This is a genomic window from Thioalkalivibrio sp. ALM2T, from assembly GCF_000381505.1.
Taxonomy (GTDB): domain Bacteria; phylum Pseudomonadota; class Gammaproteobacteria; order Ectothiorhodospirales; family Ectothiorhodospiraceae; genus Thioalkalivibrio; species Thioalkalivibrio versutus.
The window spans coordinates 1-26,280 of record NZ_KB906557.1 but is presented as its reverse complement, the minus strand read 5'-3'; the positions used below and the strand labels follow the sequence as shown (position 1 = coordinate 26,280).

Here is a 26,280-nt window from a genome sequence, read left to right as displayed (position 1 = left end):
GCTCCCCTTGCGGATGCGGTGGACGGTATGATGCGCCGCTATGATAGTGCCCTGTATCCTGCGGGCAACTCTGCGCAACCTGTCATTGCGAGGAGCCGCAGGCGACGCGGCAATCTCCCGAAGCGAGCACGGCGCTGGGATCCGGTGATTTTGACAAGAGATTACTCGCTACGCTCGCCCTTCGGGCCGGCCTGTGGCCGTTCAACGCAGCTACGCTGCTTATGTGCTTCGTCGTTTCGCTTCTCGCAATGACGGGGCATTCCTAGCTCTGAAAACCCGGTATCGCCATGACCGTCACGCCCTGGAATCTGGATGAGGCCCGCGCCACTTACGGGATCGACCACTGGAATGGTGGCTTTTTCGATCTGAACGACGCTGGCCATGTGGTGATGCGGCGACCGGATTGGCCGGATCACCCGGGTGTCGATCTGCATGAGCTGGCCGGGCGGCTGCGCGAGGAGCATATCGGGCCGCCGGTGCTGGTGCGTTTCCAGGACGTGCTGGACGGGCGTGTGCGCCGCCTGGCGCGGGCCTTCGATGCAGCTGCACGCGAGTTGTCCTACCAGGGCGCGTTCACGGCGATCTATCCGATCAAGGTGAACCAGCAGCGCAGCGTCGTCGATCAGATCCTCGCCGCGGGCGATGCGCCGGATGCCGAGGGCTTTACCCCGAGGGTGGGGCTGGAGGCCGGCAGCAAGCCGGAACTGATGGCCGTGCTCGCGCAGTCGCGCCCGGGCGCCGCGATCATCTGCAACGGCTACAAGGATCGCGAATACGTGCGCCTGGCGCTGATCGGGCGCCAGCTCGGGCATCGCGTGTACATCGTGATCGAGAAGCCCTCGGAGCTGGAGGAGGTCATCCGCCAGGCCGAGCACATGGATATCGCGCCCCTGCTGGGGCTGCGTGTGCGCCTGGCGTCGATTGGCAAGGGCAAGTGGCAGAACACCGGCGGCGAGAAGGCCAAGTTCGGTCTGTCCGCGGCGGATGTGCTGGGCATCCTCGAGCGCCTGCGCGGCCTCGGCTGGCTGGATCGGCTGCAGCTGCTGCACTTCCACATGGGGTCGCAGATCGCGAACATCCGCGACATCCAGAACGGCATGGGCGAGGCGGCCAGCTACTTCGCCGCGCTGACCGAAGCGGGTGCCGCGCTTCAGGTGGTGGATGTCGGCGGCGGCCTGGGTATCGACTACGAGGGATCGCGCTCGCGCAACGAATGCTCCATCAACTACTCGGTGGAGGAGTACGCGCTAAACATCCTGCGTCCGCTCAAGCGCATCTGCGAGGAACATGATCTCGCCATGCCCGAGGTCTTCAGCGAGTCCGGGCGGGCGCTGACCGCGCACCACGCGGTGCTGATCACCAACGTGATCGACTGCGAGCCGGCCCCGGGGGATGGTGCTATACCGCCCGCGCCGGACGACGAGCTGCCCGAGATCGCCGCGATGCGCGCACTGCTGGACGAGCGCGACCGCCCGGCCTCCGAGATCTACCACGATGCGGCCTTCGGCCTGTCCGACCTGCAGGCGCGTTTCGCCCGCGGGATGCTGTCGCTGGCGGACCGGGCGCGCGCCGAGGCGATCTATTTCGCCCTGTGTCAGCGGCTGCTGGCACAGCCGGATGCGCTGCCGGCCGAGATCCATGCGGAGCTCACGGACAAACTGGCGGACAAGGTTTTCTGCAATTTCTCCGTGTTCCAGTCGATCCCGGATACCTGGGCGATCAACCAGATCTTCCCCATCATGCCGCTGCACCGCCTGGACGAGGCCCCGACCCGCCGCGCCGTGCTGCAGGATCTGACCTGTGACTCCGACGGCCACATCGAGCACTACGTGGAGCGCGAGGGTACGCACACCACCCTGGCGCTGCACCCCTGGAAAACGGGCGAGGCCTACTATCTCGGCATCTTCCTGGTCGGGGCCTACCAGGAGATCCTCGGCGACCTGCACAACCTGTTCGGCGACACCGACACGGTCAACGTCGAGCTGACCGAGCAGGGCGGCTACCGTCTGCTGAACCCCGAGCGTGGCGACACCGTGGACGAGCTGCTCTCCTACGTGCACTTCGCCCCGGACGACCTGCGCCGCGCCTTCCGCGCCAAGATCGACGCCATCGGCCTGCGCGGCGAGGCCGCCGGGCGCCTGCTGGCGGAACTGGAACACGGTCTGACCGGCTACACCTATCTCGAGGACTGAACCGATGCAGTGTTACGTCTATCGCGCGACAAAGCGCGCCGACACCTATGTCTATCTGCCTGAAAAGGAAGACTTCTCCGAGTTGCCCGAAGGCGTGATGCTGGCGCTGGGACGGCTCGAATTCGCCCTGGAGTTCGACCTGACTCCGGAGCGCTCGCTGGCCCAGGAAGACCCGAACAAGGTCCTCGCCAACCTGAAGGAACAGGGCTTCCACCTCCAGTTCCCGCCCCCGGAAGAAGACTCCAAGCCTTGACTCGGCGCCCGGCCTGCTTGCCTGCCCGCTAGGCACTCGATGGTTTTCGCCCTCAGCACCGCTCGTCCCTCATTCCGCCTGAATGCGCCACCACCTCGCCCTCCCGTCCACCAGTCTGGTCATCCCGGAAACCGCACAGCGGTTATCCGGGATCCCCAAGGGCTAGCGACGCATCGGTGGAACCCTAGGAGATCCCGGCTCTTCGCTTCGCTGCGGCCGGGATGACGAGGGAGGCGTAGACCCGGGATTGTCTGTTGAGGATGGGTGGCCGGGACGACGGGGTGGCGGATAGGTCTGCCCGGGCGTGCAGGGCGGCAATTAGGCGGAGGCTGCGTTTAAAACGTGGAAGTCACAGCGCGGACACGCATAAGTCTGTATAGTGTCCGCCCTTTTGCCAGTATCTAGAGTTTGCATTCCATGACCGAGAAGCTTCGCAATATCGCCATCATCGCCCACGTTGATCATGGCAAGACCACGCTGGTCGACCAGCTCCTGCGCCAGTCCGGCACCCTCGACAAGCGTGGCGATCACGGCGAGCGGATCATGGACTCCAACGCCATCGAGAAGGAACGCGGGATCACGATTCTCGCCAAGAACACCTCGATCGAGTGGAAGGACTACCGCATCAACATCGTCGACACCCCCGGACACGCCGACTTCGGTGGCGAGGTCGAGCGCGTGCTGTCGATGGTCGACTCGGTGCTGTTGCTGGTGGACGCGGTCGACGGCCCGATGCCGCAGACGCGCTTCGTCACCCAGAAGGCCTTCGCGATGGGCTTCAAGCCGATCGTTGTGGTCAACAAGATCGACCGCCCCGGCGCGCGCCCCGACTGGGCCGTGGACCAGGTGTTTGACCTGTTCGATCGCCTGGGCGCGACCGACGAGCAGCTGGACTTCCCGATCGTGTTCGCCTCTGCGCTGAACGGCTTTGCCGGGATGGATTCCAGCGTGACCGAAGGCGACATGACCTGCCTGCTGGAGACGATCGTCAAGCACGTCTCGCCGCCGAACGTCGACGCGGACGGGCCATTCCAGATGCAGATCTCCTCGCTGGACTACAACAGCTACCAGGGCCTGATCGGCATCGGCCGCGTGAAGCGCGGGCGTATCAAGCCGAACAGCTCGGTCAAGATCGTCGACCGGGAAGGCGGCGTACGCAATGGCCGCATGCTGCAGATCATGGGTTTCCACGGCCTCGAGCGCGTGGAGGTCGAGGAGGCCAATGCCGGCGACATCATCACCTTCACCGGCATGGACAAGCTGTTCATCTCCGACACCCTGTGCGATCCGAACCACGTCGAGGCCATGGAGCCGCTGACCGTCGACGAGCCGACCGTCAGCATGACCTTCCAGGTGAACACCTCGCCATTGGCCGGACGCGAGGGCAAGTACGTGACCTCGCGTGTGCTGCGCGATCGCCTGCAGGAAGAGCTCAAGCACAACGTCGCCCTGCGCGTCGAAGAGGCCGAGGACCCGGACAAGTTCAAGGTCTCCGGCCGTGGCGAGCTGCACCTGGGCATCCTGATCGAGAACATGCGCCGCGAAGGCTACGAGCTGGCGGTCGCGCGCCCCGAGGTGGTCATCAAGGAAGTCGACGGCGTGAAGCAGGAGCCCTACGAACACGTCACCGTGGACGTCGAGGAAGAGCACCAGGGCACGATCATGGAGAAGCTCGGCGAGCGTCGGGGTGACATGACCAACATGGTCCCGGACGGCAAGGGCCGCGTGCGGCTGGACTTCATCATCCCGTCGCGCGGGCTGATCGGCTTCCAGACCGAGTTCATGACCGCAACCTCCGGCACCGGCATCCTGCACCACATTTTTGATCACTACGGCCCGTATCAGAGTGGGGCCGTGGCCTCGCGCCAGAACGGCGTGCTGATCGCCAATGCCGCCGGCAAGGCGCCGGGCTTTGCCCTGTTCAACCTGCAGAGTCGCGGCAAGATGTTCATCGGCCCCGGCGAAGAGGTCTACGAGGGCATGGTCATCGGCCTGCACTCGCGCGAGAACGACCTGGTCGTGAACGCCCTCAAGGCCAAGCAGCTGACCAACGTTCGGGCCTCCGGCACCGACGAGAACATCCAGCTGACCCCGCCGATCCGCATGACGCTGGAGCAGGCCATCGAGTTCATCGACGAGGATGAACTGGTCGAGGTCACCCCGGAAAGCCTGCGTATCCGCAAGAAGTTCTTGCTGGAACACGAACGCAAAAAGGCCTCCCGCGCCTCGGCGTAACTGCCAGCACAAACGCCCCTTCAGGGCCAAGGCAAAGAAAAGCGCCCGGTCGGATCGCATCCGCCGGGCGCTTTTTTGTGTCTTGCCGTCCGCTGTCATCCCGGAAACCGCAAAGCGGTTATCCGGGATTTCCCGGGACTGGCAATACGCTGAGGTGGTCTGGACGATGCCCGCTCTCCGCTAAGTTGCGGTCGGTAAGGCGGGCTCAGATGGGCAAAGGGCAAGACCTGACCCCGGAGGCCGCGCTTGGAGTGCCCCGCCCGAAGGTCGCATGGGGTGGGGCTAATCCGTGGGACTTACGGACAGTTGGCGTCTTCGTGTGCGACCGCGAAGTCGAACGTCAGTGCCTCGGTTTGGCTTATTTGATCAAAGGATAGGATGTTGTCTCCCTCCTTCGTCACCGTGCCGCCTCCAAGTTCGGGGTTTGCCACGTCGCATAACTTGGTCTCCGGGCCCAGGGTCAGGATCATATCGCTGGACCAGGTCTCACCGGTCCAACCTTCCCAATCAATTACACACTCGTAGGACGTGATCGAATCTACCGAATTTACACCGGACCCAACGGACTCGACATTTGGGCCGCAGGTGGCATACACGCTGTCGAAGGTCAGATCTCCCAGGACGGGCCGGCTGCCGGGGCCAGCGTCAATCTGAGTGACATCACCGGCAACCAGGGTACTTTCCTGGTCGCCGGGTTGAGGTAGCGCATCTCCATCGTCGGTGCCGCAGCCGATGCCGCCTTCGTAAAGGCAAACATGTCGGCCCGCGTTACCTTCGAATGCGCCTTCCCCATCCTCAAGGGCCTCGTAGCAGTTGCGTGGACGATTATTGCCACTACGGAACCGGGTAAGCTTGAAATCGTGGCCCGTCAGATTCTGGGCAACGTATGTGGGGTTCTGGCTATCGCCTTCAGCGGGGGTGATCCCGATGCCGATCGCTCGAATGCCAGCCGAGGTTTCGATGAACGACCGATAGAAACGGTTCGAGCTGGCGCGGGGCTCGCGGCTGTCCCATGCGCTGGTCGCCTCCGCTGTATGGTCACCGACGCAGGAGCGATCGTTTGGATTTGCGTTCTCCTGGCGAACGATACCCACGTTTCCGTACCAAGCCTCACCGACATAGCATTGGTAATAAAAGTACGAGTACCCCGAAGCGTTATCTGTGAAGGGCTCAAGTGGGCTACCTAGCGCCTCTTGACCACGGCGAGTGCAGAAGCCGGCATCGGACGACAGCACCCGGGTTACGACAGGGTTCAGGCTGATTGTTCCTCCGTAATACACCCGGCCGCTAATAGTGCTGAATAACTCCCCGGGGTTGGTGGTATCCATTGTCATGATGACTTCGCCACCACGTACGAGCTGGACTTCGCCATCACGCTGCCGAGTCTCTGTGCCATCTTCGATGGTTGTGCCCTCGACGACATTGGTCGTGGTCGTGACGTCGGAACCCTCGAGCAGGTCGCCACCGCCCATCCGTGCGCGGCCTGTCGGTGCGTTGAGGAAGTTTCCACTCTGCGAGCCGGCTCGAGCTGCGGCGACGCTGAATCGAGGATTACTCCAGGCGATTGCTGTACTGATTACGACGGCCTGTTCCTCGCCCCGTCGATCGGTCCAGGCGACACGTACCACGGGCTCAAAAAATCCGAAATCGGACGTGTTCGGCAGGTTGGTCCATTCGAGTGTGTAGTTGGCATTACGCCCCTCTGCCTCGGTCCGGACGTTGTCCAGCCGCCGATTCAGATCCGTAAGGGTCGAGGCGTTGCGTAGATTCTCGACTTCCGTTTCCGCAATCTGCATTGCCTCCGCGCGCGCTTTAGAGTCGCCGGCATTTGAAAGCAGGTCGCCGTGGAGGCGTGCGATTGCCAATAGCCCGACGGACACCACTACGATTGCGATAAGGGCTTCGATCAACGATATGCCGCAGAGGCGGAATCTGGGATGGTTGCGCATGGTCCGATCTCCTGCGGCGCTCGGATAATTTACTCGAGTATTCATTATTCGTTGACCCAGTGAGCCCAATCTCGCCAAGCGCCAGAGATGGCCCCTCGTGCGCCCAATTCTCCCGCTCCTGACGCAGCGACGGGGTCGAAGACAAAGTACGGTGTGCCACCTGCATCGGTGGTGTCCCCCTGGATGACGGAGGCCCCATAGACGGCTGGTGTACCGTTCGCGCTCAGGTTGCCACGGACGTACAGAACCCCATGCAACTCAAAGTTGCCACTGAGTTGGGCGTTTCCTTCCACGACAAGTACTACCGGGTTGTCACGCTCGCCCACGGTGCCGTTAAGGTCCGCATCGCCCGTCATCCAGATGACCTCGTTGGTCATCCCGTCGATGCTGTCTGGGTCGAGTTCCGTGACTACGTTGTCCCGATAGCTATTGGGATCCTGCCCCATAAAATTTCGGAAAAAGTCGTCGTCCGAAAGTGAACTGAGCTGAAGATCGCCGGTGATCACATCGGGTCCGCGCATATTCGCATCCGTGGTACATACATACACGGTTCCAACCCCACACTGGGCGGGCTCGTCGGGGAGCGGGTCGTTCTGGCTGAGCGGCGGGTGATCTTGGTTGCGGATAAACGTATTGCCCGGATTCCCCGTGACATCCAGATCTTGGCCGGACCAGATGGTCAAATTGTTGTAGGCATTGAATACGCGGGCCCGGCCATTGGTGTTTACACCCCCCCGTGTTGTGAGCGGGTTGGTGGGTGGGTCCGCCAGAGAGGGGGCGCCGAGGATGGTCGTGGTCACGCCTCGACGTGCGCTTTGGTCGTCACTCCAGCCACAAGACCAGATACCCGCATTCCGCAAGCTCTCAGGTTGGCCGAGGGCGGCCGCTATGCCTTGAAAGTCGTCAGGCGAATCGGGGCAGATGGGTATCTCATCTACCGCGTCGGGGCTTATGAATGCGGAACGGTAAAAAACCGGCCGGTCTAGTGAGTAGTTGTGCTCAAACACCTGGCCGACGTTTTCCTCGCCATCCTGGGCAAATGCAACCGCCCGCTCAAGCCCTGCCTGAGCCGCATTGGTGGTCTGTTTCATGCGGGTTTCATTGGCCGCCATGCGCTCTTCAAGGATGCTAGTCTGCGCCGTGAATAAAACGGTTACGGTGACGGCGACCATGATGATCAATGCGATCAACAGGGTTGCGAGTCCACGTTGTTTTGTCGGGAGCGAGCTGAAGGGAGCGTGGCGCATTAAGGGGCCTCCACCGAAAAGATTCGGTTATTGCGGACCCTTATGCTCTCGTCAAAGGTTACCCGCGTGCTGGCGCTGGATCGGTCGACAGCATCGAGGATGACTCGCACTTGTCGACTTTCGATCAGCACATTGTCTTGATCGTCTTCGAGCGCTCCGTTGTACGCCCCCTCGCAGAAGGTGCGACTCCCGCCCCCCGCCTCCCAGAACGCGTCGTCTTCTGTGTTGCCGCTGGCACTACTAAGGTCCAGTGATGTGTTGAGGCATGTTGAACCTTCAGTGCTGAAGGTGAGCGAATCGACACGTATGGTTGCGGGGTCGGTTAGCGCTTCCCATCGACCTGCTTCGCAACTTTCGGTGCTGGTTAGATCGGATGACGCGAGGATTTGAATGACGCCTTCTGCATTTAGACGGTAGCCGAAGACGAATTGGCTGGATCCAGCAAGGTCCGAGAGGTCGAACTCGAGGGAGGCGTCCTCTGGGGCGTACTGAAAGGTGGGGTCGTAGCTCACCAAGATGCAGTTGCCGTCACCACCATCATGGTCGTGGATGGCAATGCTGCGGTCTTCGACCATAAAGGGGTTTTCCGGCATTCCGGTTTCTTCGGAAACATCGATACGGCTCGGGTGTGAGTAGCCGGCTCGTCGGATGTCACTGGCCATTAGGTCCATCGAAATACGGGTGTCCTGTGTCACGCGGGCTTCTGTGACAACGAAGGCGCTTCCGCGTATGACGGTGATGTAGAGAGCAATGACTCCGGCTACGACGATGGTTCCGACCAGGATCCCGATCATTAACTCGACCAAAGTGAAGCCCGAATAGCGCTGCGTTTTCGGGGTGCGGCGTGGGCAGCGTTGGGTGGTCAGCATGCCGGATACGCTCCCATTGCGCGACTCGTTCCGCAGGCACTTGGCCTCCCAATCGGATTGATCCGAACTTCCATTAGGAAGTTGTTTGGTGACGAGGTGAATTCGAGGGTGTTACGTGTACCTGAAGCTGTGCTTCGGACATGGTCGAACCTTAATTCCTGATCCCCAGCCATGGTGATATTCCGGTAGTTACTGGAGGTGGTAGTTCGCAGGGTAGGGTCCTCTTGGCCTGCCATCGTGATCTCGCATGCATCGCCAGCGCCGGCTGGTTCGAAACAGTTACAGCCGGGAGTTTGGGAGATGCCAAGGCACCATTCGTCATCGTCGGTTTGGCTGACGAACCAGATGTCGCGCCCTTGCTTGATGGCCTCGCTGCGGGCGGTCTGGATCTGATCAAGGGCGCTCTCGGCGGCGCCGATCACGCGGCGCTGCTCGGCCAGGTTGAAGGCCGGAGCGGCCAGCGTGACGAGGATCACTAGCACGGCAATGGTGATCATCAGTTCGATCAGGGTGAAGCCGAAGGGTTTTAGCGGTGCGGCCATGCGCGGTCCCCGGGGCAGGAGGAAGGGAGGTCTCGACTCCCATTATACGGTTTGGGGTATCTTGGGCATGTCGTCTGGCTACCGCTCGTGGTGCGAATGCTTCCACTCGCGATATTGGTGGGGCTTACCGCTGGGCGATTGTGGTGGAATCAGATTTGACGAAAACGGAAGTGTCCGAGGGGATGGAGCGATGAAGGCAGCAAACACGAAGGCGCTGGGATTCACCCTGATCGAGCTGATGATCGTGGTCGCGGTCGTGGCCATCCTGGCGGCAATCGCATATCCGTCGTACCAGAACTATATCCTGAAGTCGCAGCGCGCCGATGCACATGACGCCCTGCTGCGCATCCAGTTGGAGCAGGAGCGCTGGCGGGCAAACAATCCGGCCTACACCGGAGACCTTTCGGACCTGGGGCTGACCGCCGAATCGGACGATGGGCATTACCAGCTGGCGATATCCAACGAGTCGGGGTCGAGCTTTACCGCGACCGCCACCGCCCAGGGGCGCCAGGCGAATGACTCCAATTGTCAGAGCATTACGCTCGTGGTTACCGGAGGGAGCGCGGCGCGGGATGGAGCCCCGGGTGGCGATGATTGCTGGTGATGCGTAGGTTCGTGGCCGAACGTTTTTTGTGGGCTGAGGACAACGCTAACCAGGACAGGTCTTCGATGGCTCGCTCCGCGGCCGCCCGATGCTGCTGACGATGACGCGTCGGCCTTCGTGACTGTTGTCGCAAACCATAAAGCTGCCCATCTGCAATGCGCCGCTCGTGCGCCGGGTTGTTCCCCGGGCTACGTAGGACACGTAGTCCCGGACCGGGGTGTTCCCCTTTATAGAGAGCAAGTCCTGTAGCCCTAGATTCTCGTAGCCGATGAGAGGGTCCCCACCAGAGCGCTCGCCCGAGTGTTCCGGGTCGGCAAACCAGATCCAGCCATATGCCCAGTCGCCGTCTTCGCGGCAGGTCTCACCGTCGCTGGACGGACAAAGGGTGACCCGCTCGTTGCGTTTGATCGCTTCGCTGCGCGCTAGATGCATGGCGTTGAGCAGGCTGTTGGTGGCGCCGATGACGCGTTGACGCTCGAGCATCTGGCCGAAGCTAGGGGCGGCGAGCATCGCCAGGATGGCGAGCACACCCAACGCGACCATCAGCTCGATGGCCGTGATTCCTTTGCAAGTCTGCATCGTCGTCTCCTCCCTGAGATCGCGTGCATGCGAGAGCATAGACGAGCGCGGCGGTCGAGGCCACGGGCCAGGTCGGGTGGTGCTGGAACGTTGCTGGCGACAGGTTGCCTACAAGTCAGAGGTCCGGGCAGGCATGCGGGCGGTAGTTCTGGCTGGATGCCGCGGATGCGACAGGAGAGTGCTTCGCTTGCGCTCGCAATGACGGGGCGGTGTCGCGATGTCTTCGGAATGACGTGGCGTGGCAGGTACGGGGAAATTGAAGGTGCTGGAGGTGAGCAGGCTCATGGTGAAGGACGTGCAGCGGATGGATCAGGCGGATCTGCTGGATCTGCAACAGCAGGCGGCGCGCCAGGCAGGCGTGTCGGTTGGCTTTCGTGACGAGGCGCGTTCCGGCGCACTGACGCCGGAGCTGCAGGTGATCCCGGCGGGCGAGTTCGAGATGGGTTCGGATGCCTCGGAGTACGGCCATCAGCCGCACGAGGCACCGCGGCGCTACGTGGCGCTGGAGCGACCCTTTGCGCTGGGGCGCTATCAAGTCACGCGCGAGGAGTGGGAGGCCTTCCAGGCCGCGACCGGCTGGGAACCCTGGGAGTGGCTGGTGTGGCCCAGTACTCCGCGCATGCCGATCTTCAACATCAAGCCGGACAGCATCCATCAGTATCTCGACTGGCTGAGCGAGGAGACGGGCAAGCGCTATCGCCTGCCGACCGAGGCGGAGTGGGAATACGCCTGTCGGGCAGGCACGCGCACGCCGTTCGCCTTTGGCGAGGTGGTGGGGTGCCGCGACGTGCACTTCAATTCGCTGTTTCCGTACGAGGAGCGCCGCCAGCGGCGCAGGTGGTATATCCCGGCGTGTTTCCCGTTGTCGCGCCCATTGGATGTCGGCAGCTTTCAGCCCAACCTGTGGGGGCTGTACGACATGCACGGTAACGTGCAGGAATTCACCGCGACCCCCTGGCGCGACAGCCACGCGAACTGTCCTCGCGACGGCGTTTACCGCGCTGACTCGGACAACGAGTGGGTGGTGACCAAGGGTGGCTCTTGGTTCGATCCGGCCGTGAACACCCGCAGTGCCGCCCGCCGACGTCGCAACATCGACGAGATGGACACCAACCTGGGCTTCCGCGTCCTGCGCGAGCTGGACGCTTGAGACGTACCGGGCGGGGTCGCGGTGCAGGGTGAAACGCTGGGCGGGCTGTTGTGGGCGTGATGCGTTTCGCTTCGCTCAACAGCATCCTACGCGGGGATGGTTGGACGTAGGGTGCACTGAGCGAAGCGAAACGCATCAACGTCCAGTGGCGCATCTGTTTCCGGTGGACGGACGAGGGTGCCGAGGACGTGGAGATCGTCGATTACCACTGAAGGGTTCTCGAAGGAGGTTCGAGCATGAATACAAACGGTATGCGGCCCATCCATCCAGGCGAAATCCTGCGTGAGGAGTTTCTTGTTCCGCTGGGGCTGAGTGTGAACGCGCTTGCCGGGGCATTGCATGTACCGACGACGCGGATGAATGACATTGTGCGTGAGCGCCGCGGCGTCTCCGCCGACACGGCCATGAGGCTGGCACGCTATTTCGGCACAACTGAACGTTTCTGGCTTAACCTGCAGGTTGAATACGAACTGCGGCGCGCCCAGATTGAACTCGCGGACCGCGTTCGCAGTGAGATCGAACCCCGCGCCGCGTGATGCTGCGGGGTGCTGTCGCGGCCGATGGTTCCGGTCAGTAGTGGTAGCGGAGCTGCGCAATCAGCAGGATGCGGTGTTCGCTATCGACCCGGCGGGACCAGTAGCCGGGAAGGTTGTGCTGGAGGGGTTCGGGTTTCCCGATGTCCGTGAACGGGTCGCGCTGGATGGCCTTGCTTAGCTCGTTCACGCGGCGAAGGGTTTTCTTGTCGTGTCGTTGCCAGTAGAGGTAGTCCTCCCAGGCAAGTTCAGCAAAGAGCAGCCTCACTCCTCCAGGCTCCGCTCCTTGCCCCCTCCCTTTTCCAGTTCGGCGACCGATGCCAGCAGGCGTCGAGCATTCTCTGGCGCCCGAAGCAGGTAGGCCGTTTCCTGCGGGGCTTCGTAGTCTTCCAGTGACATCATGACCACGGAGGGCGCCTTGTTGCGGGTGATGATGATCGTGGAGTGATCCTCGCAGACCTTTTCCATCGTCTTGGCCAGATTGCTCCGGGCCGCGGTGTAGCTAATGGCGTCCATGGGGTACCTCTGGGAGGCTGAGCGCGTACATGCACAGGATGATGTACATATAAAGGGGCGGGTAGCCCGCAAGCCGGTTGGTCCGGTGATCGTGGCGTAGTGGGGGGTACGGGCCGGGGAAGGCGGGGGTGATGCGTTTCGCTGCGCTTAACGGCATCCTACTCGGGGCTTGCTAGACGTAGGGTGCACTGAGCGAAGCGAACTGCACCGTGTCGGGCGGTGCCGCTACAGCCAGCGGGCGAGCCAGAGGCGCAGGCGGAGTTCGAGCGGTGGGGCGTAGCCCTGTTTGCGGAAGACGATCTCGCCGTCGGGGTTGATGATGAAGCTGGCCGGCACGCCGCGCACGTTGTAGCGAGCGGCCAGGGCGCCGTCCGGGTCGTTGATCACGGCGAGTTCGCGCTCGCGCTCGTTCAGGTGATCGAGGACCTCTTCCTCCACGCCGGATTGCATGGCCACGGTCAGCACCGGGTGGCTTTGCGACAGGCGCACGATCTCGCCTTCCTCCAGGCGGCAGATGGGGCACCAGGTGGCCCAGAAGTGCAGCAGCATGGGTTCGTCCGCGTAGTCCGCGAGCGAAACGGGCGTTCCATCCAGAAGATGGGCCTCGAACTGCGGCGCCGGGCCCTCGACCATGTCGCGCGCCATCCAGGCGCGCACCGCCAGGAAGATCACCAGCGCGAGCCCGATCTGGATGCCCCAGCTGAGCGCGCGGCGTCGCCGCGAGGGCTTGGGGCGTTTCGGCTTTTCTGGCGGGGTCTCGGTCAACGGATCATCTCGGCTTGTCCAGGGCGTGCGCGGGTGCCGCGGGTCTTCGGGCCCTTGCGCACGGCGATGCGTACCAGTTCGTCCTCGTCTTTCATCAGGCGTTCCCTCTGGGCCTCGGTTAACAGCGGATTGCGCGCGACGAAGTAGCGCAGGTTGGGGTCGCGGTCGTTTACGCAAGCCTCCACCTGGTCCGGGGTCAGGTCCGGGCGCTTGGCGCAGTTGAGGCGCACGGTCTGGTTCGGGTCGGCCAGTAGGAGGACGACCTCTTCCGGCGTCAGGTCCATGCGCCGCGAGAAATACGCCTTCACCTGGGCGTGCTGGTCGCGTACCAGTAGCGGGCGCCACTGGTCCTCGAGGTCTGCGGACAGGGCCAGGTCCATGCGTTCCTCGAACGTCATCGCCTTGTATTGCTGCTTCAGCTCGGTCATGGCCGCAACATTATAGGCGGGCCGGTTGGGATGCGCGGATACGACCCCACAATGTGCAGGAACGACAGCGGCCGGGGGCCTGTCGTACTATTAGAAGACGATGATCTACCCCGGATCCTGGGGTGAGAGGGCAGATGAACGCACCGGTGGCCGAAAAACCGATCTTCCACGTGCCGCGCACGGACCATGTGACGGCCTCGCTGCACGCGTTGACCGACACCCAGCGCGACGAGCTGGTGCGCCGCATCAAGCGCTTGCTGATCGAGCGCAACGCGGTGCTGGTTGCGCATTACTACGTGGACGAATCCCTGCAGCGCCTGGCGGACGAGACGGGAGGCTGTGTGTCCGACTCCCTGGAGATGGCGCGCTTCGGCAAGGAGCACCCGGCCGAGACGCTGGTGGTGGCCGGCGTGCGCTTCATGGGCGAGACCGCCAAGATCCTGAGCCCGGAAAAGCGCGTGCTGATGCCGACGCTGGAGGCGGAGTGTTCGCTGGATCTCGGCTGTCCGGCGGACGAATTCGCGAAGTTCCGCGCGCAGTATCCGGATCACACGGTCGTCGTGTATTCGAATACCTCGGTGGACGTGAAGGCGCAGGCCGATTACGTCGTCACGTCCAGCATCGCCGTGCCGTTGGTCGAGCACTTGCGCGATCAGGGCAAGAAGGTGCTTTGGGCCCCGGACAAGCACCTGGGCGATTACATCCGCCGCACCACCGGCGCCGATATGGTGCTTTGGGACGGCTCCTGCGTGGTGCACGACGAGTTCCGGTCCTGGGCGCTGGAAGATCTGCGCGGGCGCCATCCCGGCGCCGCCGTGCTGGTCCACCCGGAATCCCCGCGCGAGGTGATCCACCAGGCGGATGTGGTGGGGTCCACCAGCCAGCTGATCGCGGCCGTGAAGGACCGCCCGGAACAGGAATTCATCGTGGCGACGGACAAGGGCATCTTCTACAAGATGCAGCAGGCCGCACCGGACAAGAAGCTGATCGAGGCGCCCACTGGTGGCCACAGCGCCACCTGCACCAGTTGCGCGCACTGCCCGTGGATGGCGATGAACGATCTGGTCTCGCTGGCCGAGACGCTGGAAGACACCAACGAGCCGGCGAAGAACGAGATCTTCGTCGACGAGACCGCGCGCCAGAAGGCCCTGGTCGCCACCCAGCGCATGCTCGATTTCGCCGCCGAACATCGCAAGGCCACCGAAGGCGACGCCTGAGCACTTTGCCGGGATGACCGACGGGCATTAACAGGACGATGTAATGGGCCAAATGTCTCGCAGGCTGGACCGTACCGCAGTCTTGAAGGCGCTCAGAGATCACCGCGCGTATCTCGAGCGCGAATTCGGCGTGTGCGGCCTGGCGCTGTTTGGCTCGCTGGCCCGCGACGAGGCCGGAGAGCAGAGTGACGTCGATATCCTGGTGGGTTACGACGGCCCGGCCTCTGCACAACAGTATTTCGGTGTCCAGTTTTACCTCGAGGATCTTCTGGGTTATCCGGTGGACCTGGTCTCGGAAAAAGCTCTGCGCGCCGAGCTTCGTCCGTTCGTCGAGCGCGAGGCGATCCGTGTCTGAGTCCATGGCCGGGCGCGAGTGGCGTTTTTATCTGGATGACATGGTTCGGTTCGCTCGCAAGGCGATGGCCTATACGGATGGTCTTGATCGCGACATGTTCATACAGAATGAGCTCGTCTTCGACGCCGTACTCCGTAACCTCGAGCTGATCGGCGAGGCTGCTAGTCATGTGCCCTCCGAGGTCCGGGAGGCCCATCCGGATATTCCCTGGCGCATGATCGTTGCTACCCGCAATCGGTTGATCCACGCCTATCTGGGTATCGACAGCGACACGATCTGGAGTTTGGTGGACGAGCACCTTCCAGATTTGGTCAGCGGTCTCGAGAAGATGCGCCAGGAGTTGTAGGGGCTAGGGTTTTTCGGCCGCCTGTCGGGCTTCGACGTCCGCCGCTAGCTGCGTGGGGCATGTGTTCCATAGGTTTCTATCGGTCGTTAAGCCATGCGGCCCATTGCGAGTGGGTGGAGGCGTCCACGCCGGCAGCCTTTGCTTCCTGCTGCAGGTGGGTCTGCAGGTCGGCCATCAGTTCGGAATCCATCAGCTCGGGCTCCAGCGTCAGTTGCGTGTGCAACGTGCTGTAGACGAGCTTCAGTTCATTCACCGGATAATGCGACCAGTCGAGGTGGGCCATGGTGTCCGTTCTCCATATGGGGTGGGTAATTCGTGTCTCTGAATATAGCTTGGCGTTGACCTCGGTGGCTGGACAAATGGGCTTGCGGGGTATCGGAGATGTTTAAGCGGCGGGCGCGCCTGTTGGTGGCGGCCGAGCGTGCCGACGGGCGTGCTGCACGCGTGGCCGAGCTGGCGGCCGCGGACGCGTTCGAGGACTGGATCGAGGTGCGCCCGGCGCGTGCCATGGGCGGGGTCACGGCACAGGATCTGGCGTGGGCCGACCTGCTCGTGGCGGTCGACGCGGCGGCCGCCCGCGCGATGCCCGCCGAACGCCCGGCCACCTGCCGCCCGAAGTACTGGACGCTGCCGGGCGAGACCGGGGCGGCGTTCGACCTGCAGACCCTGGAGGCGCTGCGTTGCATGGTTGGGGGGATGCGCATGCTCGCGCGTGTGGACGCCGAAGACGACGCCTGACGCATCCTCTCCACGTTCATCATCCCGGAAACCGGGTAGCGGTTATCCGGGATCTCCTGATCCTGTCCCCATTCCGGCGAGATCCCGGCTCTACGCTTCGCTTCGGCCGGGAGGACGATATCCTCCGTCATTGCGAGGCCTCTGAGGGGCCGTGGCAATATCCATCCGAAACCCCGATGCTCGCGGGTGAGGGGGTGGCGTTCGGGCTGTCCGCGGAGGTCGCCACGGCGCGCCTCGCGATGACGTACCCATCAATCCGTCGTGGGGAGGCTCCACCGGGGGCTGAGGTGCTTCTACTCGGGGTGGTAGGGGACGGGTGCGCGGGCGTGGAGTTGGGCCAGGTGGTCTTCGTAGAGCGCCCAGATACGCGGGGCGATGGCGCCGCGCGAGCCGGGGTAGGTGAGGCGGTCGGGGTTGAAGCTGATCAGGCGCTCGATCTCGGTGCAACGCAGTTCCTCGTTGATCACGTTGAAGATGAGGATCTGCGTACCCTGGTCGGCGATGGGCAGCAAGGCGCCGATGAGGCCGGTGTCGTTCAGCCCGGGGTCGCCGCGGGCATCGCCGAGCTCGGCGGGGGGGCGCACCAGTGTGCCCAGCAGCTCCTGATAGGCTTGGTCACAGGCATAGCAGATTTCCGGTGCACGCAGGCCCTGCACGCGCGCACAGGCTTGACGCACAGTTCCGTCTGGCAGTGCCATGCGTTCCGGGGCGACCGGGATGCGGTTGGTTTTGCCGTTCGGAAGCAGGCGCGGGACCGACTCCTGGCAGGAGGGGCAGCGCCATGTTGAGACTCGCGGGCCGTCGATTACGTTATTGGGCGGCATGCGGCGCTCCCCGGAAAATAGATGGGGTCAGTATACGGCGCGGCGAGGGGCTTGTTGGGGATGGCCCGCGGGCGAATGCCCCGGCCAGGATCGGGCGCGGGCAGGGTCGCTCCCATAGGGCGGTTCCCACAAAGGCTTGTTTGAACAGGAGTGCCCGGTTCAGCTGAAGTAGTCGGGCTCGTTTCCCGGGCGCCACTTGATGTTGCAGCCGAGGCTCGGGTGCTGGGGCTCGGGCGCCGGCTTGCCGGCCAGGAGTGCGTCGCTGGCGGCGCGCAGGTCACGTCCGGTCACCGGGACGTCGGATCCCGGGCGGGTCTCGTCGAACTGGCCACGATAGTAGAGCTTGCGTTCGGCGTCGAACAGGTAGAAGTCCGGCGTGCAGGCGGCGTGATAGGCCTTGGCGACGGACTGGTCCTCGTCCAGGCAGTAGGGGAAGTTGTAGCCGAAGCGGCGGGCATCGTCCTTCATTTTGTCCGGCGCGTCGTCCGGTACGGCCTGGATGTCGTTGGAGTTGATCGCGATGACCGCGATGCCCTTGTTCGAATATTCGCGGCCGTAGCGGGCGAATTCGTGACGGATGAGCTGCACGAACGGGCAGTGATTGCAGATAAAGGCGATGATGTAGCCTTTCGCTTCGGGGAAGCTGTCGAGGCTGATGGTCTCGCCGGAGACGACGTCCGGAAGGGAAAAGCGGGGTGCCTCGGTGCCGAGTTCGATCATCTGCGAGGGGGTGCGGGCCATGACTGCTCCAGTGTTCGGATTTGCGACAATTATACGGCGTTGGCCGGGGGGGCTTGAAACCTTCCGGCCCCGCCAGCACTCTTCGAGATAATACCCGAGTAATGGAGTAAGGAATATGGGCTGGGTGACCGGTGTCGTACAGGAGCGCAAGCAGTGGACGGATCGACTGTTCTCGCTGCGGGTGGATGCCGAGGTCGAGCGGTTCAAGGCCGGGCAGTTCAACCGCCTGCGTCTGGAGATCGACGGCGAGCCGGTGGCGCGGCCGTACTCCTACGTGAACGCGCCGGGCGAAACGCCGCTGGACTTCTATCTGATCACCGTTCCGGATGGACCGCTGTCCAATCGTCTGGCGCAACTGGGGCCGGGCGACACGGTGGAGCTGATGCCGCGGGCGACCGGCTTCTTCACCCTGGATGAGCTACCGGACAGCCGCGACCTGTGGCTGCTTTCCACGGGCACTGCGCTGGGGCCGTTCCTGTCCATGCTGAAGACCGATATCCCCTGGGAACGCTTCGAGAACATCCGCCTGATCCACGCGGCGCGCAAGGCCGAAGAACTGACCTACCAGGACACGATCCGGCAGTTCCAGGAACGTGATGCGAAGCGGTTCCAGTACATCCCGTTTGTCAGCCGCGAGCCGTTCCCGGGTGGGCTCGAGGGCCGCGTACCGGCCGCGATTGCCGAGGGCCGCCTGGAGTATCACGCGGGCTTGAAGATCACGCCGGAGCACTCCCAGGTCATGCTGTGCGGCAACCCGGACATGGTGAAGGATACCGCCGCGATCCTGCGCGAGCGCGGCCTGGAGAAGAACCGCCGACGCAAGCCGGGGCAGATCACGACCGAGAACTACTGGTAGGCCCCGGATATGTAGGAGCGTGCTTGCACGCGAAGCCCCTGCCAACGCTCGATATGGGCAGGGGCGTTCGCCTGCAAGCAGGCTCCTACGGGGGAGCTCCTGCCGTTCCGGGTCTAGTCGAGCAGATTGGCTGACCAGGCGCGGATCAGGCCGGCGACATAGCGGGTGTGTTCCGGGCGCGAGAGCAGGTGGTCGGTCTGGTGCAGGGCGACGAAGCTCTTCGGGTGATGGGCCTGCTGGAAAATCTTGCGCGCGTGGTCGACGCTGACCACGGTGTCGCCCGGTGCATGCAGCAGCAGAAGTGGCTGCTCCAGGGTCTCCAGTGCGGCATCCAGGGTCGGCTCCTTGATCGACTCGATAAAGGCGTGGCCGATTTCCACCGGGCGCCCGCCGATGCTGATGCGGGCCGAACCCTCGCGCCGAATCTCCTCCGCGGTATCGCCGAACAGGTGGGCGACATGGCCGGGGCGGCTGGGGGCGGCGATGGTCACGATGCCGTCCAGCGACTCGCGCTGCGCCCCCACATAGATCGCCATGGCGCCGCCGAAGCTATGGCCGATCAGCAGGTTGGTATGCCGCCCTGTGTAGGTCTCCAGCGCCTCGATGGCGGAGTGCAGATCCTCGCAGTAGGTTGCAAGCGTGCTGTCGCGAAACTCCCCTTCGGAGTCGCCCAGCCCCATGAAGTCGAAGCGCAGGGTGGCGATGCCTTCCGCGGCCAGGGCGCGCGCCAGGCGCACCGTGGCGGGGAAGTCCTTGGAGCAGGCGAAACAGTGGGCAATGCAGGCCTGGCCGCGGAGGGCATCGGGCTCGGGCGCAACGATCACGCCGCCGAGGCGGACGCCGCGGGGGGTCTGAATGGTCAGCGGCGTGTTGTGGGTCGCCATCGGGGGGGCTCCGGATGAAGGGTATTCGCTATGGTCCCATCGGGGACGGTCTGCGATCATACGGGTTTGATGATCCGAATGGCCACGCGGGGTGTCTCCCGGTATACGGCCACCACTTCACGGGACCACTGGGGGACGGCTTGGAAACCGAGAGTCAGATTCGCGCACGCCTGGCTGAGCTGGAGGCCGAGCACCGGGCTCTGGATTCCGCGATCGGCGTGATGCACGAGCAGGCCGCACCGGACATCTTCGCCATTCAGCGCCTGAAGAAGCGCAAGCTGCAGTTGAAGGACTCTATCCAGCGCCTGCGCAGCCGTCTGATCCCCGACCTCAACGCCTGACGCGGGTGTATTCACCACGAAGCGTGCGAAGGCACGGAGAAGGGCCGGGATCAGGCGGTTATCAGGCGAGTAGGATGCGTTGAGCGTTGCGAGATGCATCAGGGGGCGGCAGTTCCGCGGAACCGATGCGATTCGCGGTGCTCATCGGCATCCTACCCTTCTTGTATGTTATCTCCGGTTTCATCGCTGACATCTGTGGTGCAAATCGCCCTTCTTCGTGTACTTCGTGGTGGCCAACAAAAAACGGCGCCCGGAGGCGCCGTTTGGGTGTGTTCCATAGTGGAACGCCGGGGTTTAGCCCCAGATGTCGCTGGTGATGCCGTTGTACCAGGCGCGGGTGTACTGCGCCTCGCGACGCCGGAAGCTGGTGCTGGCACCGGAGGGACTGACGCCACCGGCGCCGTCGACCCCGGCCTGCGCACCATCCTTGTACTGGTAGACCGCGGCCACGCTGACCGCGTAGTCGGGGGTCACCAGGCTGTAGCAGGTGTTGGCCGAGGAGGGGTTGATCGGCTCCTGACCCGCCAGTTCGCGGACGATGGCGGCAGCGACGATCTTGCCCTGGTTGTTGGCCGAGTGGCCGGATTTCGGCATGGCGCCCGCCACGCTGGCATCCCCCAGGACGTAGATGTTGTCGTCCATCTCCGACTTGAAGGTCAGCTGGTCCACCGGTACCCAGCCCTCGTCGTTGGTCAGGCCCACGTCATGAGCGATCTGACCGGCGCGCTGGGCCGGGATGAAGTTCAGCACGTCGGCGCGGACGCGTTCGAAACCGCTGTCGGCCAGTACCGTCATGTTGGAGACGTCGATCTCCTCGGCGCGCCCGCCCGATGAGCCGGCACGCCACTCGATCATGTCGCCATAATGCTCGGCCCAGCCCTCCTCGAACAGGCCTTGCTTGGAGAAGCCATCCTTCGGGTCGAGGATGATGATCTTGGAACGCGGCTTCTCCTGCTTGAAGTAGTTCGCGACCAGGGATACCCGTTCGTACGGCCCCGGCGGGCAGCGGAACGGGTTGGGCGGGGCGACCATGACGAATACGCCGCCGTTCGGCATGTCCTGCAGCTGGGAGCGCAGCAGTTCGGTCTGCGAACCGGCCTTCCAGGCATGCGGGATGCGCTCGGCATCGGACTCGGAGATGCCCGGCATGTCGTCGTAGCGGAAGTCGATGCCCGGTGACATCACGAGCTTGTCGTAGCTCACGCGGTCGCCTCCGCTCAGGCGCACGCTGCGCGCATCGGCGTCCACCGCGGTGACGCGGTCCTCGATGATCTCGATGCCGTATTCATCGCGCAGGGTGTCGTAGCCCTGGGCGATGTCGTCCATGCCGGCGAAGCCGCCGATCACCCAGTTACTGCCGTAGCAGGTGTAGTAGGTGGCGTTGGGCTCGATCAGCGTTACACGCATGTCGGGCGAGAATTGCTTGATGTATTTCGCGGTGGTCGCGCCGCCGGAGCCGCCGCCGACGACCACGATGTGGGCCTTTTCGGCCCCGCGCATGCCATTGGCGGCACAGCCGATACCGGTGAGGGCCGCGGCGCTGCTGATGCCCGCGACCTTCAGGAAATTGCGTCGATTAAAGTCATGCATGATTCGTTTCCCCCTGATCAGAAGCGGCTGAAGTAGCCGGCCATCGATTCGATTTCCTCGTCGGTGTAGCCCTTGGCGTGACGATCCATGATCGTCGCGTCGCGGTCACCGTCGCGGAATGCCTTCATTTGGCTCTCGATGACTTCAGCGGGAATGCGGTTCAGTTCCGGTACGCCGTCGCCTGCAGCGGCGGCGTTGTGGCAGGCCTTGCAGGACGCGGCCATCAGCTGGCCCCGGGTGATTTCGTCGTCGGCGAGGGCCTGGGTGGCAGTGCCCGCCATCGCCAGCGAGGCGACAAGCCCCGCCAGATACAAATGCGATTTCTTCATTGGAACGGACTCCTCCGTTAGAAGTGGCTTTTTGCGAGCGACAGCTATGACGTACTGCCTTCATCCTTTGGCCCGGTGTGAAGATCCGGGTTGTGGTTGCGCCACCGGGTTCGAGCCCGGTAGTTGCGCCTGATCGCGAAAACCAACGATCATGAACCTCGTATAGCACAGAAAAAACGCCTTTTCGATGCATTGCAAAGGCATATGCCGCCAGGAGGAGTGCCATGACAGGAGAACGACGTCGTCATCCAAGGATCCCGATGACGGTCGAGGTCGTGGCCGAGTGCGAGAGCGGGGATACGGTCACCCTGACCACGAACGATATCTCCGGCGGGGGGGCCTTCCTTGAGTGGGAAGACCCGGAGAATGCCTGCGTGGGGCACCTGATGAAGCTCGCCTCGGACGACGAACTGATGCTGCAGGTATTCGGCATGCTGGGGGACGGCGGCGAGGCGCCGCGGGTCAAGGCCCAGGTGGTGCGGGTGATGGATGGGGGTATTGCGGTGCGCTTTGACCCCGAAGAGCTGGAATAGCCACCGGGAGCGGGCGTTACACCTCGCGCTCGATCTGTTCCAGTCCCGCGGCCCATTCGTCGGCGATCAGCGGGTTGGTCAGCAGCCAGTTCACGGTGTCCGGGCTCCAGTCATCCTGCGCGTCCTGCAGGGCGCTCTCCCAGTCTGCTGCCGTGTAATCCCCGCGCCCCAGGGTGCTGAGGGCCTGCAGCTCCGCCTGTTGGTCCGGACCCAGGTCGCGCAGCGTGCCTTCCAGCTCCTGCAGGGTCAGGTCGCTGGCGTGATCAGCCAGGATCTGCATCGCCCAGTCGTCGTCACTACCCTCGCTTCCGGTATCCGGGAAGACCACATCCTCTTTGGCATGGAATTCCCGTGCGGCCTGGATTAACCGCTCCATCGTCTCGCCGGTGACGCCGAGGGAGATGGCCATCTAGTGGGCCGGCGTCCGTTCCTGGGCCAGGACCCAGGGGGCGGCCACGATCGCGGTGAAGATCGGGTCGTTCGCGGCCCAGCGGCGGGCATCGTCATCCGAGGCCCGCGCGACCTGGTCGTTGGCCAGCCATTCGCTGACCTGGTGGGTCGCATCGTCGCGGATGGCGCGGGCGACCTCGATCAGATCCAGCTCCGGTGCCACGCGGATCACCACGCCGCGCGCGAAATGCGGCATCAGGTCTTTCCACGGCAGCGGGCCGGCCTGTTCTTCCAGTGGGACTTCGGGTTGTTCGGCAGAGGCCTCGTGCATGACGGTTCCAGTCGGTTTCAGATATCGTTCAGGCTAGGCCGATACCCTTGTATCTTCAACATCTGCCCACGCACGCGTCCGGAGAATGCACCGATATGCGACCCACGCCGGATCTCCAGCCCGGACACCGCGGGCGGGACCTGACGCGGCCCCGCGCGGGCCACGCACTGGTGCTGGCGACGCTGCTGTTCGTGGCGCTTCCGGCGCAAGGCCAGTTCAACACGGATGACCCCGAGGCCGCCGTCTGGGACCTCGACGAGGCCGTTGCCCAGATCGAGGCGCACTACCCCGGCCGGGTGCTCCACGCGCGCGAGGATGTGAGCCAGTTCGGGGCGCGTCTGTTCATCATCCGTATCCTGACCAACGATCAACAAGTGCGTACCCTCCGGATCGAGGAAGGCACTGAAGTGGAGCTCCCGGAATGAACCTGCGCGTGGTACTGATTGAAGACGACGTCGCGCTGCGCAACCAGATTGGCGAGGAGTTGGACCGCAGTGGCTGCCGCGTGGATACCGCCTCGGACGGCGAGACCGGGCTTTACCTGCTGACCGAGTACCATTGCGATATCGCGGTGGTCGACCTCGGGCTCCCCGGCATGGACGGACTGGACGTGATCCGCAAGGCGCGCGAGTCCAAGCCGCGCCTGCCGATCCTGATCCTGACCGCGCGCGACCGCTGGCAGGACAAGGTCGAGGGCCTGGAGGCCGGGGCTGACGACTACCTCGCCAAGCCGTTCCACATCGAGGAATTGCTGGCGCGGCTGCGCGCCCTGGCACGCCGCAGCCTGCAGTCGGGCCAGGAGCGGTTGGCGTTCGGGCCACTGGTGATCGACACCGCCGGCGACGAGGTCTGGCTGAATGGTGAGCCGGTCACCCTGACCACCTTCGAATACCGCCTGCTGATGACATTGGTGCGCCAGCCGGGCCGGGTGCTCAGCAAGGATGCGCTGGCGGACTACCTCTACGATCACGACGAGGACCGCGAGAGCAACGTGATCGAGGTCCTGATCGGGCGCCTGCGGCGCAAGCTGGATGGCGACGGCAGCCTGGGCTTGATCGAGACCCTGCGCGGACGTGGCTATCGCTTCGCCCGTGAACCCGACGCCGCGCCGGAAAACGAGTCGGACAGCCCTCGATGACCTGCCGCGAGGCCGCCCGGTCCGCATGACAGCGGCCCTGCGCAAGCTGCGTGGGAGTCTGGTCCTGCGCTTGGCGGGGGTCACGGCGATCACCGTGCTGATCTTCTCGTTGCTGACCGCCTGGGTGCTGGAGGCCGCCTTCCGTGACAATGCGGCGGATGCGGTAGAAACCCGCCTCGAGGCGCAAGTCCTGCTGCTGATGGGGCTGGCCGAAGTGGTCGGCCCGGCCGATGTGCGCGTCCCCGAGATGCTCCCCGAGAGCCGTTTGCAGTTGCCAGTCAGCGGGCTCTACGCGCGCATCCTGGGCGAGGAGGGCCAGACCCTGTGGCGCTCGCCGTCGGCGGTCGGCGTCTCCCTGCGCGGCTGGACGGAAGACGAGTACTTCAGTTTCAGCCTGCCGGTGCAGTGGGAACTGGACGGCGGTCAGGTCGGCCTGACCTTCCAGATGCTGGAGGATCGTGAGGCCTTCAGCGAACAGGTCGAGCAGTACCGCACCAGCCTCTGGCAGGGGCTGATGACCATGACCCTTTCCATGATCCTGGTCCTCTCGCTGGCGTTGTGGTTCTGGGGCTTGCGCCCGCTGCGCCAGGTCCGGCGTGACCTCGATGCCCTGCGCCACGGCGACCATGCGCATCTGGCTGGCGATTATCCCACCGAGGTTCGCGCCCTGACGGGCAGCATCAACGACCTGGTCGAGTTCGAACGCGCCCGCCTGGCGCGCCAGCAAAATGCCCTCGCGGACCTGGCTCACAGCCTGAAGACCCCGATCTCCGCCCTGCGCCTGAACCTCGAGAGCGCGCGACCGGATCATGACGACATGCAGCGCCAGGTCGACCGGCTGCAGGGCATCGTCCAGCATCAGCTCAACCAGGCCCAGCGGCTCGGGCCGGCCCCGTTCCAGGCCGCCGAGCCACTGGGGCCGATCATCGAACGTACGGGCCAGGCACTGGGACGGCTCGCGGCCCACGAAGGGGTGGCGCTGGAGACCGATCTGGCTGCGGGCTGCGTCCTGCGCATGGACAGCGGGGCCATCTTCGAGCTCCTTGGCAACACCCTGGACAATGCCATCCGCCATGCGACCACGCGGGTACGCATTACCACCCGTTGTCAGCCGGGCGAGGTGATGCTGATTATCGACGATGACGGCCCCGGCATCCCGCCGGCCGATCGTGCCCGGGTGCTGGAACGCGGGCAGCGCGCCGATACCCGCGGCGGCCAGGATGACGGCCGTGGTGAGGGTCAGGGGCTCGGTCTCAGCATCATCCACACCCTGGTGACTGATCACGGCGGGACGCTGTTCATTGAGCAGGCCCCGGAGCTCCACGGCGCGCGCATCCGCATGGTTTTTTCCGCGTCCTGATGTCAGTGCGGGGGAGAGTCGGGGGCTAGTCGATGATGCGTTTCGCGGTGCTCAACGCATCCTGCGGTCGACGATGTCCACCCGCAGGGTGCCTGCGGAGCTTTGTAGATACCGTCTTGATCTATGAGTTGCAAGGCATGTCATTACGGGGTTGATACGGGGTTTGCGACTTGAGCACGCCGAAGGCGATGTGCAGGAGCTTGCGCATGGCCGCCCCGATCGCCGCCATCTTGGCCTTGCCCCGCCTCAGGAGGCGGTGATACTGGTGCCGCACGTCCGGGTTGTAGCGGGTGGCCACCACAGCCGCCATGTAGAGCGTCTTGCGCAGCCGGCCCGAGCCGGCCTTCGCCAGTCGCGGGGGCCGCTGGATCGAGGTCCCGGACTCCTGATGGACCGGTACCAGCCCATGGAACGCCGCCGCCTGCCGGGCGCTCGTGAACGTGCG

At 63.9% G+C, this 26,280-nt stretch carries 34 protein-coding genes and 1 pseudogene; 17 read left to right on the top strand and 18 right to left on the bottom strand.

Annotation, left to right across the window (positions count from 1 at the left end):
- Positions 1–287: 287 nt before the first annotated feature.
- The 3 genes from speA to typA all read left to right on the top strand — a co-directional run bounded on the left by speA (position 288) and on the right by typA (position 4,680).
- Complete coding sequence (gene speA / locus F816_RS0102800; RefSeq protein ID WP_019593449.1) at positions 288–2,192, top strand: biosynthetic arginine decarboxylase; 1,905 nt, start codon at positions 288–290, stop codon at positions 2,190–2,192.
- 4 nt (positions 2,193–2,196) lie between these two features.
- A complete protein-coding gene (locus tag F816_RS0102795; RefSeq protein ID WP_019593448.1) occupies positions 2,197–2,445 on the top strand; it encodes a YcgL domain-containing protein in 249 nt (82 codons plus the stop codon).
- A 417-nt stretch (positions 2,446–2,862) separates the two neighbouring features.
- Positions 2,863–4,680, top strand: coding sequence for a translational GTPase TypA (typA, locus tag F816_RS0102790; protein ID WP_019593447.1), 1,818 nt, complete (start codon positions 2,863–2,865; stop codon positions 4,678–4,680).
- Positions 4,681–4,976: 296 nt separating this feature from the next.
- Here typA and F816_RS0102785 read toward each other — a convergent pair whose 3' ends face one another.
- From F816_RS0102785 to F816_RS0102770, 4 genes are read right to left on the bottom strand one after another with little or no spacing between them, the layout of a single operon-like run.
- Positions 4,977–6,629, bottom strand: coding sequence for a hypothetical protein (locus F816_RS0102785; protein WP_019593446.1), 1,653 nt, complete (start codon positions 6,627–6,629; stop codon positions 4,977–4,979).
- A 44-nt stretch (positions 6,630–6,673) separates the two neighbouring features.
- Complete coding sequence (locus F816_RS0102780; protein WP_019593445.1) at positions 6,674–7,876, bottom strand: PilX N-terminal domain-containing pilus assembly protein; 1,203 nt, start codon at positions 7,874–7,876, stop codon at positions 6,674–6,676.
- Positions 7,876–8,745 (bottom strand): prepilin-type N-terminal cleavage/methylation domain-containing protein, encoded by an 870-nt coding sequence (locus F816_RS0102775; protein ID WP_019593444.1) that lies wholly within the window; start codon positions 8,743–8,745, stop codon positions 7,876–7,878. The genes F816_RS0102780 and F816_RS0102775 overlap by 1 nt, the downstream gene beginning before the upstream one ends.
- Positions 8,739–9,287 carry a GspH/FimT family pseudopilin gene (locus F816_RS0102770; RefSeq protein WP_019593443.1) on the bottom strand — a complete coding sequence of 183 codons (549 nt, stop codon included), beginning with the start codon at positions 9,285–9,287 and terminating at the stop codon, positions 8,739–8,741. Before F816_RS0102770 ends, F816_RS0102775 begins: the two co-directional genes overlap by 7 nt.
- Before the next feature lie 190 nt (positions 9,288–9,477).
- Between F816_RS0102770 and F816_RS0102765 the strand changes: the two genes are divergently transcribed.
- The gene (locus tag F816_RS0102765; protein WP_019593442.1) at positions 9,478–9,891 is read left to right on the top strand and encodes a type IV pilin protein; all 414 of its coding nucleotides are present in this window, start codon (positions 9,478–9,480) and stop codon (positions 9,889–9,891) included.
- 45 nt (positions 9,892–9,936) lie between these two features.
- On the opposite strand, the gene F816_RS0102760 is transcribed toward F816_RS0102765, so the two are convergent.
- Entirely contained in the window at positions 9,937–10,470 is a 534-nt protein-coding gene (locus F816_RS0102760) for a GspH/FimT family pseudopilin (RefSeq protein ID WP_019593441.1), read from the bottom strand.
- A gap of 283 nt (positions 10,471–10,753) precedes the next feature.
- Here F816_RS0102760 and F816_RS0102755 point away from each other — a divergent pair, with 283 nt between their 5' ends.
- The 3 genes and pseudogenes from F816_RS0102755 (at position 10,754) to F816_RS0102750 (ending at position 12,156) form a co-directional block, all read left to right on the top strand.
- Positions 10,754–11,620 (top strand): SUMF1/EgtB/PvdO family nonheme iron enzyme, encoded by an 867-nt coding sequence (locus F816_RS0102755; protein ID WP_019593440.1) that lies wholly within the window; start codon positions 10,754–10,756, stop codon positions 11,618–11,620.
- Between the two features lie 131 nt (positions 11,621–11,751).
- A pseudogene (locus F816_RS15115) lies at positions 11,752–11,832 on the top strand (plasmid maintenance system killer protein); the annotation flags it as partial.
- Positions 11,833–11,856: 24 nt separating this feature from the next.
- Positions 11,857–12,156 carry a HigA family addiction module antitoxin gene (locus F816_RS0102750; RefSeq protein ID WP_019593439.1) on the top strand — a complete coding sequence of 100 codons (300 nt, stop codon included), beginning with the start codon at positions 11,857–11,859 and terminating at the stop codon, positions 12,154–12,156.
- Positions 12,157–12,190: 34 nt separating this feature from the next.
- Here the strand turns inward: F816_RS0102750 and F816_RS0102745 are convergent, their stop codons facing one another.
- The 4 genes from F816_RS0102745 to F816_RS0102730 form a co-directional block, all read right to left on the bottom strand.
- Positions 12,191–12,421 carry a Txe/YoeB family addiction module toxin gene (locus tag F816_RS0102745; RefSeq protein ID WP_019593438.1) on the bottom strand — a complete coding sequence of 77 codons (231 nt, stop codon included), beginning with the start codon at positions 12,419–12,421 and terminating at the stop codon, positions 12,191–12,193.
- Positions 12,418–12,669 (bottom strand): type II toxin-antitoxin system Phd/YefM family antitoxin, encoded by a 252-nt coding sequence (locus tag F816_RS0102740; RefSeq protein WP_019593437.1) that lies wholly within the window; start codon positions 12,667–12,669, stop codon positions 12,418–12,420. The genes F816_RS0102745 and F816_RS0102740 overlap by 4 nt, the downstream gene beginning before the upstream one ends.
- A 225-nt stretch (positions 12,670–12,894) precedes the next feature.
- Complete coding sequence (locus F816_RS0102735) at positions 12,895–13,434, bottom strand: protein disulfide oxidoreductase (protein ID WP_019593436.1); 540 nt, start codon at positions 13,432–13,434, stop codon at positions 12,895–12,897.
- The gene (locus F816_RS0102730) at positions 13,431–13,862 is read right to left on the bottom strand and encodes a hypothetical protein (RefSeq protein ID WP_018168333.1); all 432 of its coding nucleotides are present in this window, start codon (positions 13,860–13,862) and stop codon (positions 13,431–13,433) included. Before F816_RS0102730 ends, F816_RS0102735 begins: the two co-directional genes overlap by 4 nt.
- Positions 13,863–13,996: 134 nt before the next feature.
- On the opposite strand from F816_RS0102730, the gene nadA reads away from it, so the two are divergent.
- The 3 genes from nadA to F816_RS0102715 are packed head-to-tail and all read left to right on the top strand — an operon-like array spanning position 13,997 to position 15,780.
- On the top strand, positions 13,997–15,079 hold the full coding sequence (gene nadA, locus F816_RS0102725) for a quinolinate synthase NadA (protein ID WP_018144605.1): 1,083 nt from the start codon (positions 13,997–13,999) through the stop codon (positions 15,077–15,079).
- Positions 15,080–15,122: 43 nt separating this feature from the next.
- Complete coding sequence (locus F816_RS0102720) at positions 15,123–15,434, top strand: nucleotidyltransferase family protein (RefSeq protein ID WP_018144604.1); 312 nt, start codon at positions 15,123–15,125, stop codon at positions 15,432–15,434.
- 4 nt (positions 15,435–15,438) lie between these two features.
- Positions 15,439–15,780: a DUF86 domain-containing protein gene (locus F816_RS0102715; protein WP_026333101.1), complete on the top strand. Its 342-nt coding sequence runs from the start codon at positions 15,439–15,441 to the stop codon at positions 15,778–15,780.
- Positions 15,781–15,856: 76 nt separating this feature from the next.
- Here the strand turns inward: F816_RS0102715 and F816_RS0102710 are convergent, their stop codons facing one another.
- Positions 15,857–16,063 (bottom strand): hypothetical protein, encoded by a 207-nt coding sequence (locus F816_RS0102710; protein WP_019593434.1) that lies wholly within the window; start codon positions 16,061–16,063, stop codon positions 15,857–15,859.
- A 98-nt stretch (positions 16,064–16,161) separates the two neighbouring features.
- Here F816_RS0102710 and F816_RS0102705 point away from each other — a divergent pair, with 98 nt between their 5' ends.
- Positions 16,162–16,518: a hypothetical protein gene (locus F816_RS0102705; RefSeq protein ID WP_019593433.1), complete on the top strand. Its 357-nt coding sequence runs from the start codon at positions 16,162–16,164 to the stop codon at positions 16,516–16,518.
- Between the two features lie 293 nt (positions 16,519–16,811).
- Here F816_RS0102705 and F816_RS0102700 read toward each other — a convergent pair whose 3' ends face one another.
- Positions 16,812–17,342 (bottom strand): hypothetical protein, encoded by a 531-nt coding sequence (locus F816_RS0102700; protein ID WP_018168330.1) that lies wholly within the window; start codon positions 17,340–17,342, stop codon positions 16,812–16,814.
- A gap of 159 nt (positions 17,343–17,501) precedes the next feature.
- Positions 17,502–18,083 (bottom strand): thioredoxin family protein, encoded by a 582-nt coding sequence (locus tag F816_RS0102695; RefSeq protein ID WP_019593431.1) that lies wholly within the window; start codon positions 18,081–18,083, stop codon positions 17,502–17,504.
- A 115-nt stretch (positions 18,084–18,198) separates the two neighbouring features.
- On the opposite strand from F816_RS0102695, the gene F816_RS0102690 reads away from it, so the two are divergent.
- Positions 18,199–18,939: a ferredoxin--NADP reductase gene (locus F816_RS0102690; RefSeq protein ID WP_019593430.1), complete on the top strand. Its 741-nt coding sequence runs from the start codon at positions 18,199–18,201 to the stop codon at positions 18,937–18,939.
- 113 nt (positions 18,940–19,052) lie between these two features.
- Here F816_RS0102690 and F816_RS0102685 read toward each other — a convergent pair whose 3' ends face one another.
- Complete coding sequence (locus F816_RS0102685) at positions 19,053–19,823, bottom strand: S9 family peptidase (RefSeq protein WP_019593429.1); 771 nt, start codon at positions 19,821–19,823, stop codon at positions 19,053–19,055.
- 140 nt (positions 19,824–19,963) lie between these two features.
- Between F816_RS0102685 and F816_RS0102680 the strand changes: the two genes are divergently transcribed.
- Positions 19,964–20,164: a YdcH family protein gene (locus tag F816_RS0102680; protein WP_018168326.1), complete on the top strand. Its 201-nt coding sequence runs from the start codon at positions 19,964–19,966 to the stop codon at positions 20,162–20,164.
- Positions 20,165–20,458: 294 nt separating this feature from the next.
- On the opposite strand, the gene F816_RS0102675 is transcribed toward F816_RS0102680, so the two are convergent.
- Both F816_RS0102675 and F816_RS0102670 read right to left on the bottom strand, forming a co-directional pair.
- Entirely contained in the window at positions 20,459–21,754 is a 1,296-nt protein-coding gene (locus F816_RS0102675) for an FCSD flavin-binding domain-containing protein (RefSeq protein ID WP_019593428.1), read from the bottom strand.
- A gap of 17 nt (positions 21,755–21,771) precedes the next feature.
- Positions 21,772–22,083, bottom strand: coding sequence for a c-type cytochrome (locus F816_RS0102670; protein WP_019593427.1), 312 nt, complete (start codon positions 22,081–22,083; stop codon positions 21,772–21,774).
- Positions 22,084–22,307: 224 nt separating this feature from the next.
- Here F816_RS0102670 and F816_RS0102665 point away from each other — a divergent pair, with 224 nt between their 5' ends.
- Positions 22,308–22,616: a PilZ domain-containing protein gene (locus tag F816_RS0102665; protein ID WP_081622658.1), complete on the top strand. Its 309-nt coding sequence runs from the start codon at positions 22,308–22,310 to the stop codon at positions 22,614–22,616.
- Between the two features lie 16 nt (positions 22,617–22,632).
- On the opposite strand, the gene F816_RS0102660 is transcribed toward F816_RS0102665, so the two are convergent.
- Both F816_RS0102660 and F816_RS0102655 read right to left on the bottom strand, forming a co-directional pair.
- Positions 22,633–23,025 (bottom strand): DUF3775 domain-containing protein, encoded by a 393-nt coding sequence (locus F816_RS0102660; protein WP_019593425.1) that lies wholly within the window; start codon positions 23,023–23,025, stop codon positions 22,633–22,635.
- The gene (locus F816_RS0102655) at positions 23,026–23,337 is read right to left on the bottom strand and encodes a DUF2288 family protein (RefSeq protein ID WP_019593424.1); all 312 of its coding nucleotides are present in this window, start codon (positions 23,335–23,337) and stop codon (positions 23,026–23,028) included.
- Positions 23,338–23,432: 95 nt separating this feature from the next.
- Here F816_RS0102655 and F816_RS0102650 point away from each other — a divergent pair, with 95 nt between their 5' ends.
- From F816_RS0102650 to F816_RS0102640, 3 genes are read left to right on the top strand one after another with little or no spacing between them, the layout of a single operon-like run.
- On the top strand, positions 23,433–23,762 hold the full coding sequence (locus F816_RS0102650; protein ID WP_018938253.1) for a PepSY domain-containing protein: 330 nt from the start codon (positions 23,433–23,435) through the stop codon (positions 23,760–23,762).
- Entirely contained in the window at positions 23,759–24,475 is a 717-nt protein-coding gene (locus F816_RS0102645; protein WP_019593423.1) for a response regulator transcription factor, read from the top strand. Before F816_RS0102650 ends, F816_RS0102645 begins: the two co-directional genes overlap by 4 nt.
- Positions 24,476–24,500: 25 nt before the next feature.
- On the top strand, positions 24,501–25,835 hold the full coding sequence (locus F816_RS0102640) for a HAMP domain-containing sensor histidine kinase (RefSeq protein WP_019593422.1): 1,335 nt from the start codon (positions 24,501–24,503) through the stop codon (positions 25,833–25,835).
- A 121-nt stretch (positions 25,836–25,956) separates the two neighbouring features.
- Here the strand turns inward: F816_RS0102640 and F816_RS0102635 are convergent.
- Positions 25,957–26,280, bottom strand: a 324-nt coding sequence (locus F816_RS0102635; protein WP_019593421.1) for an IS110 family transposase, incomplete at its 5' end; no start/stop codon positions are given.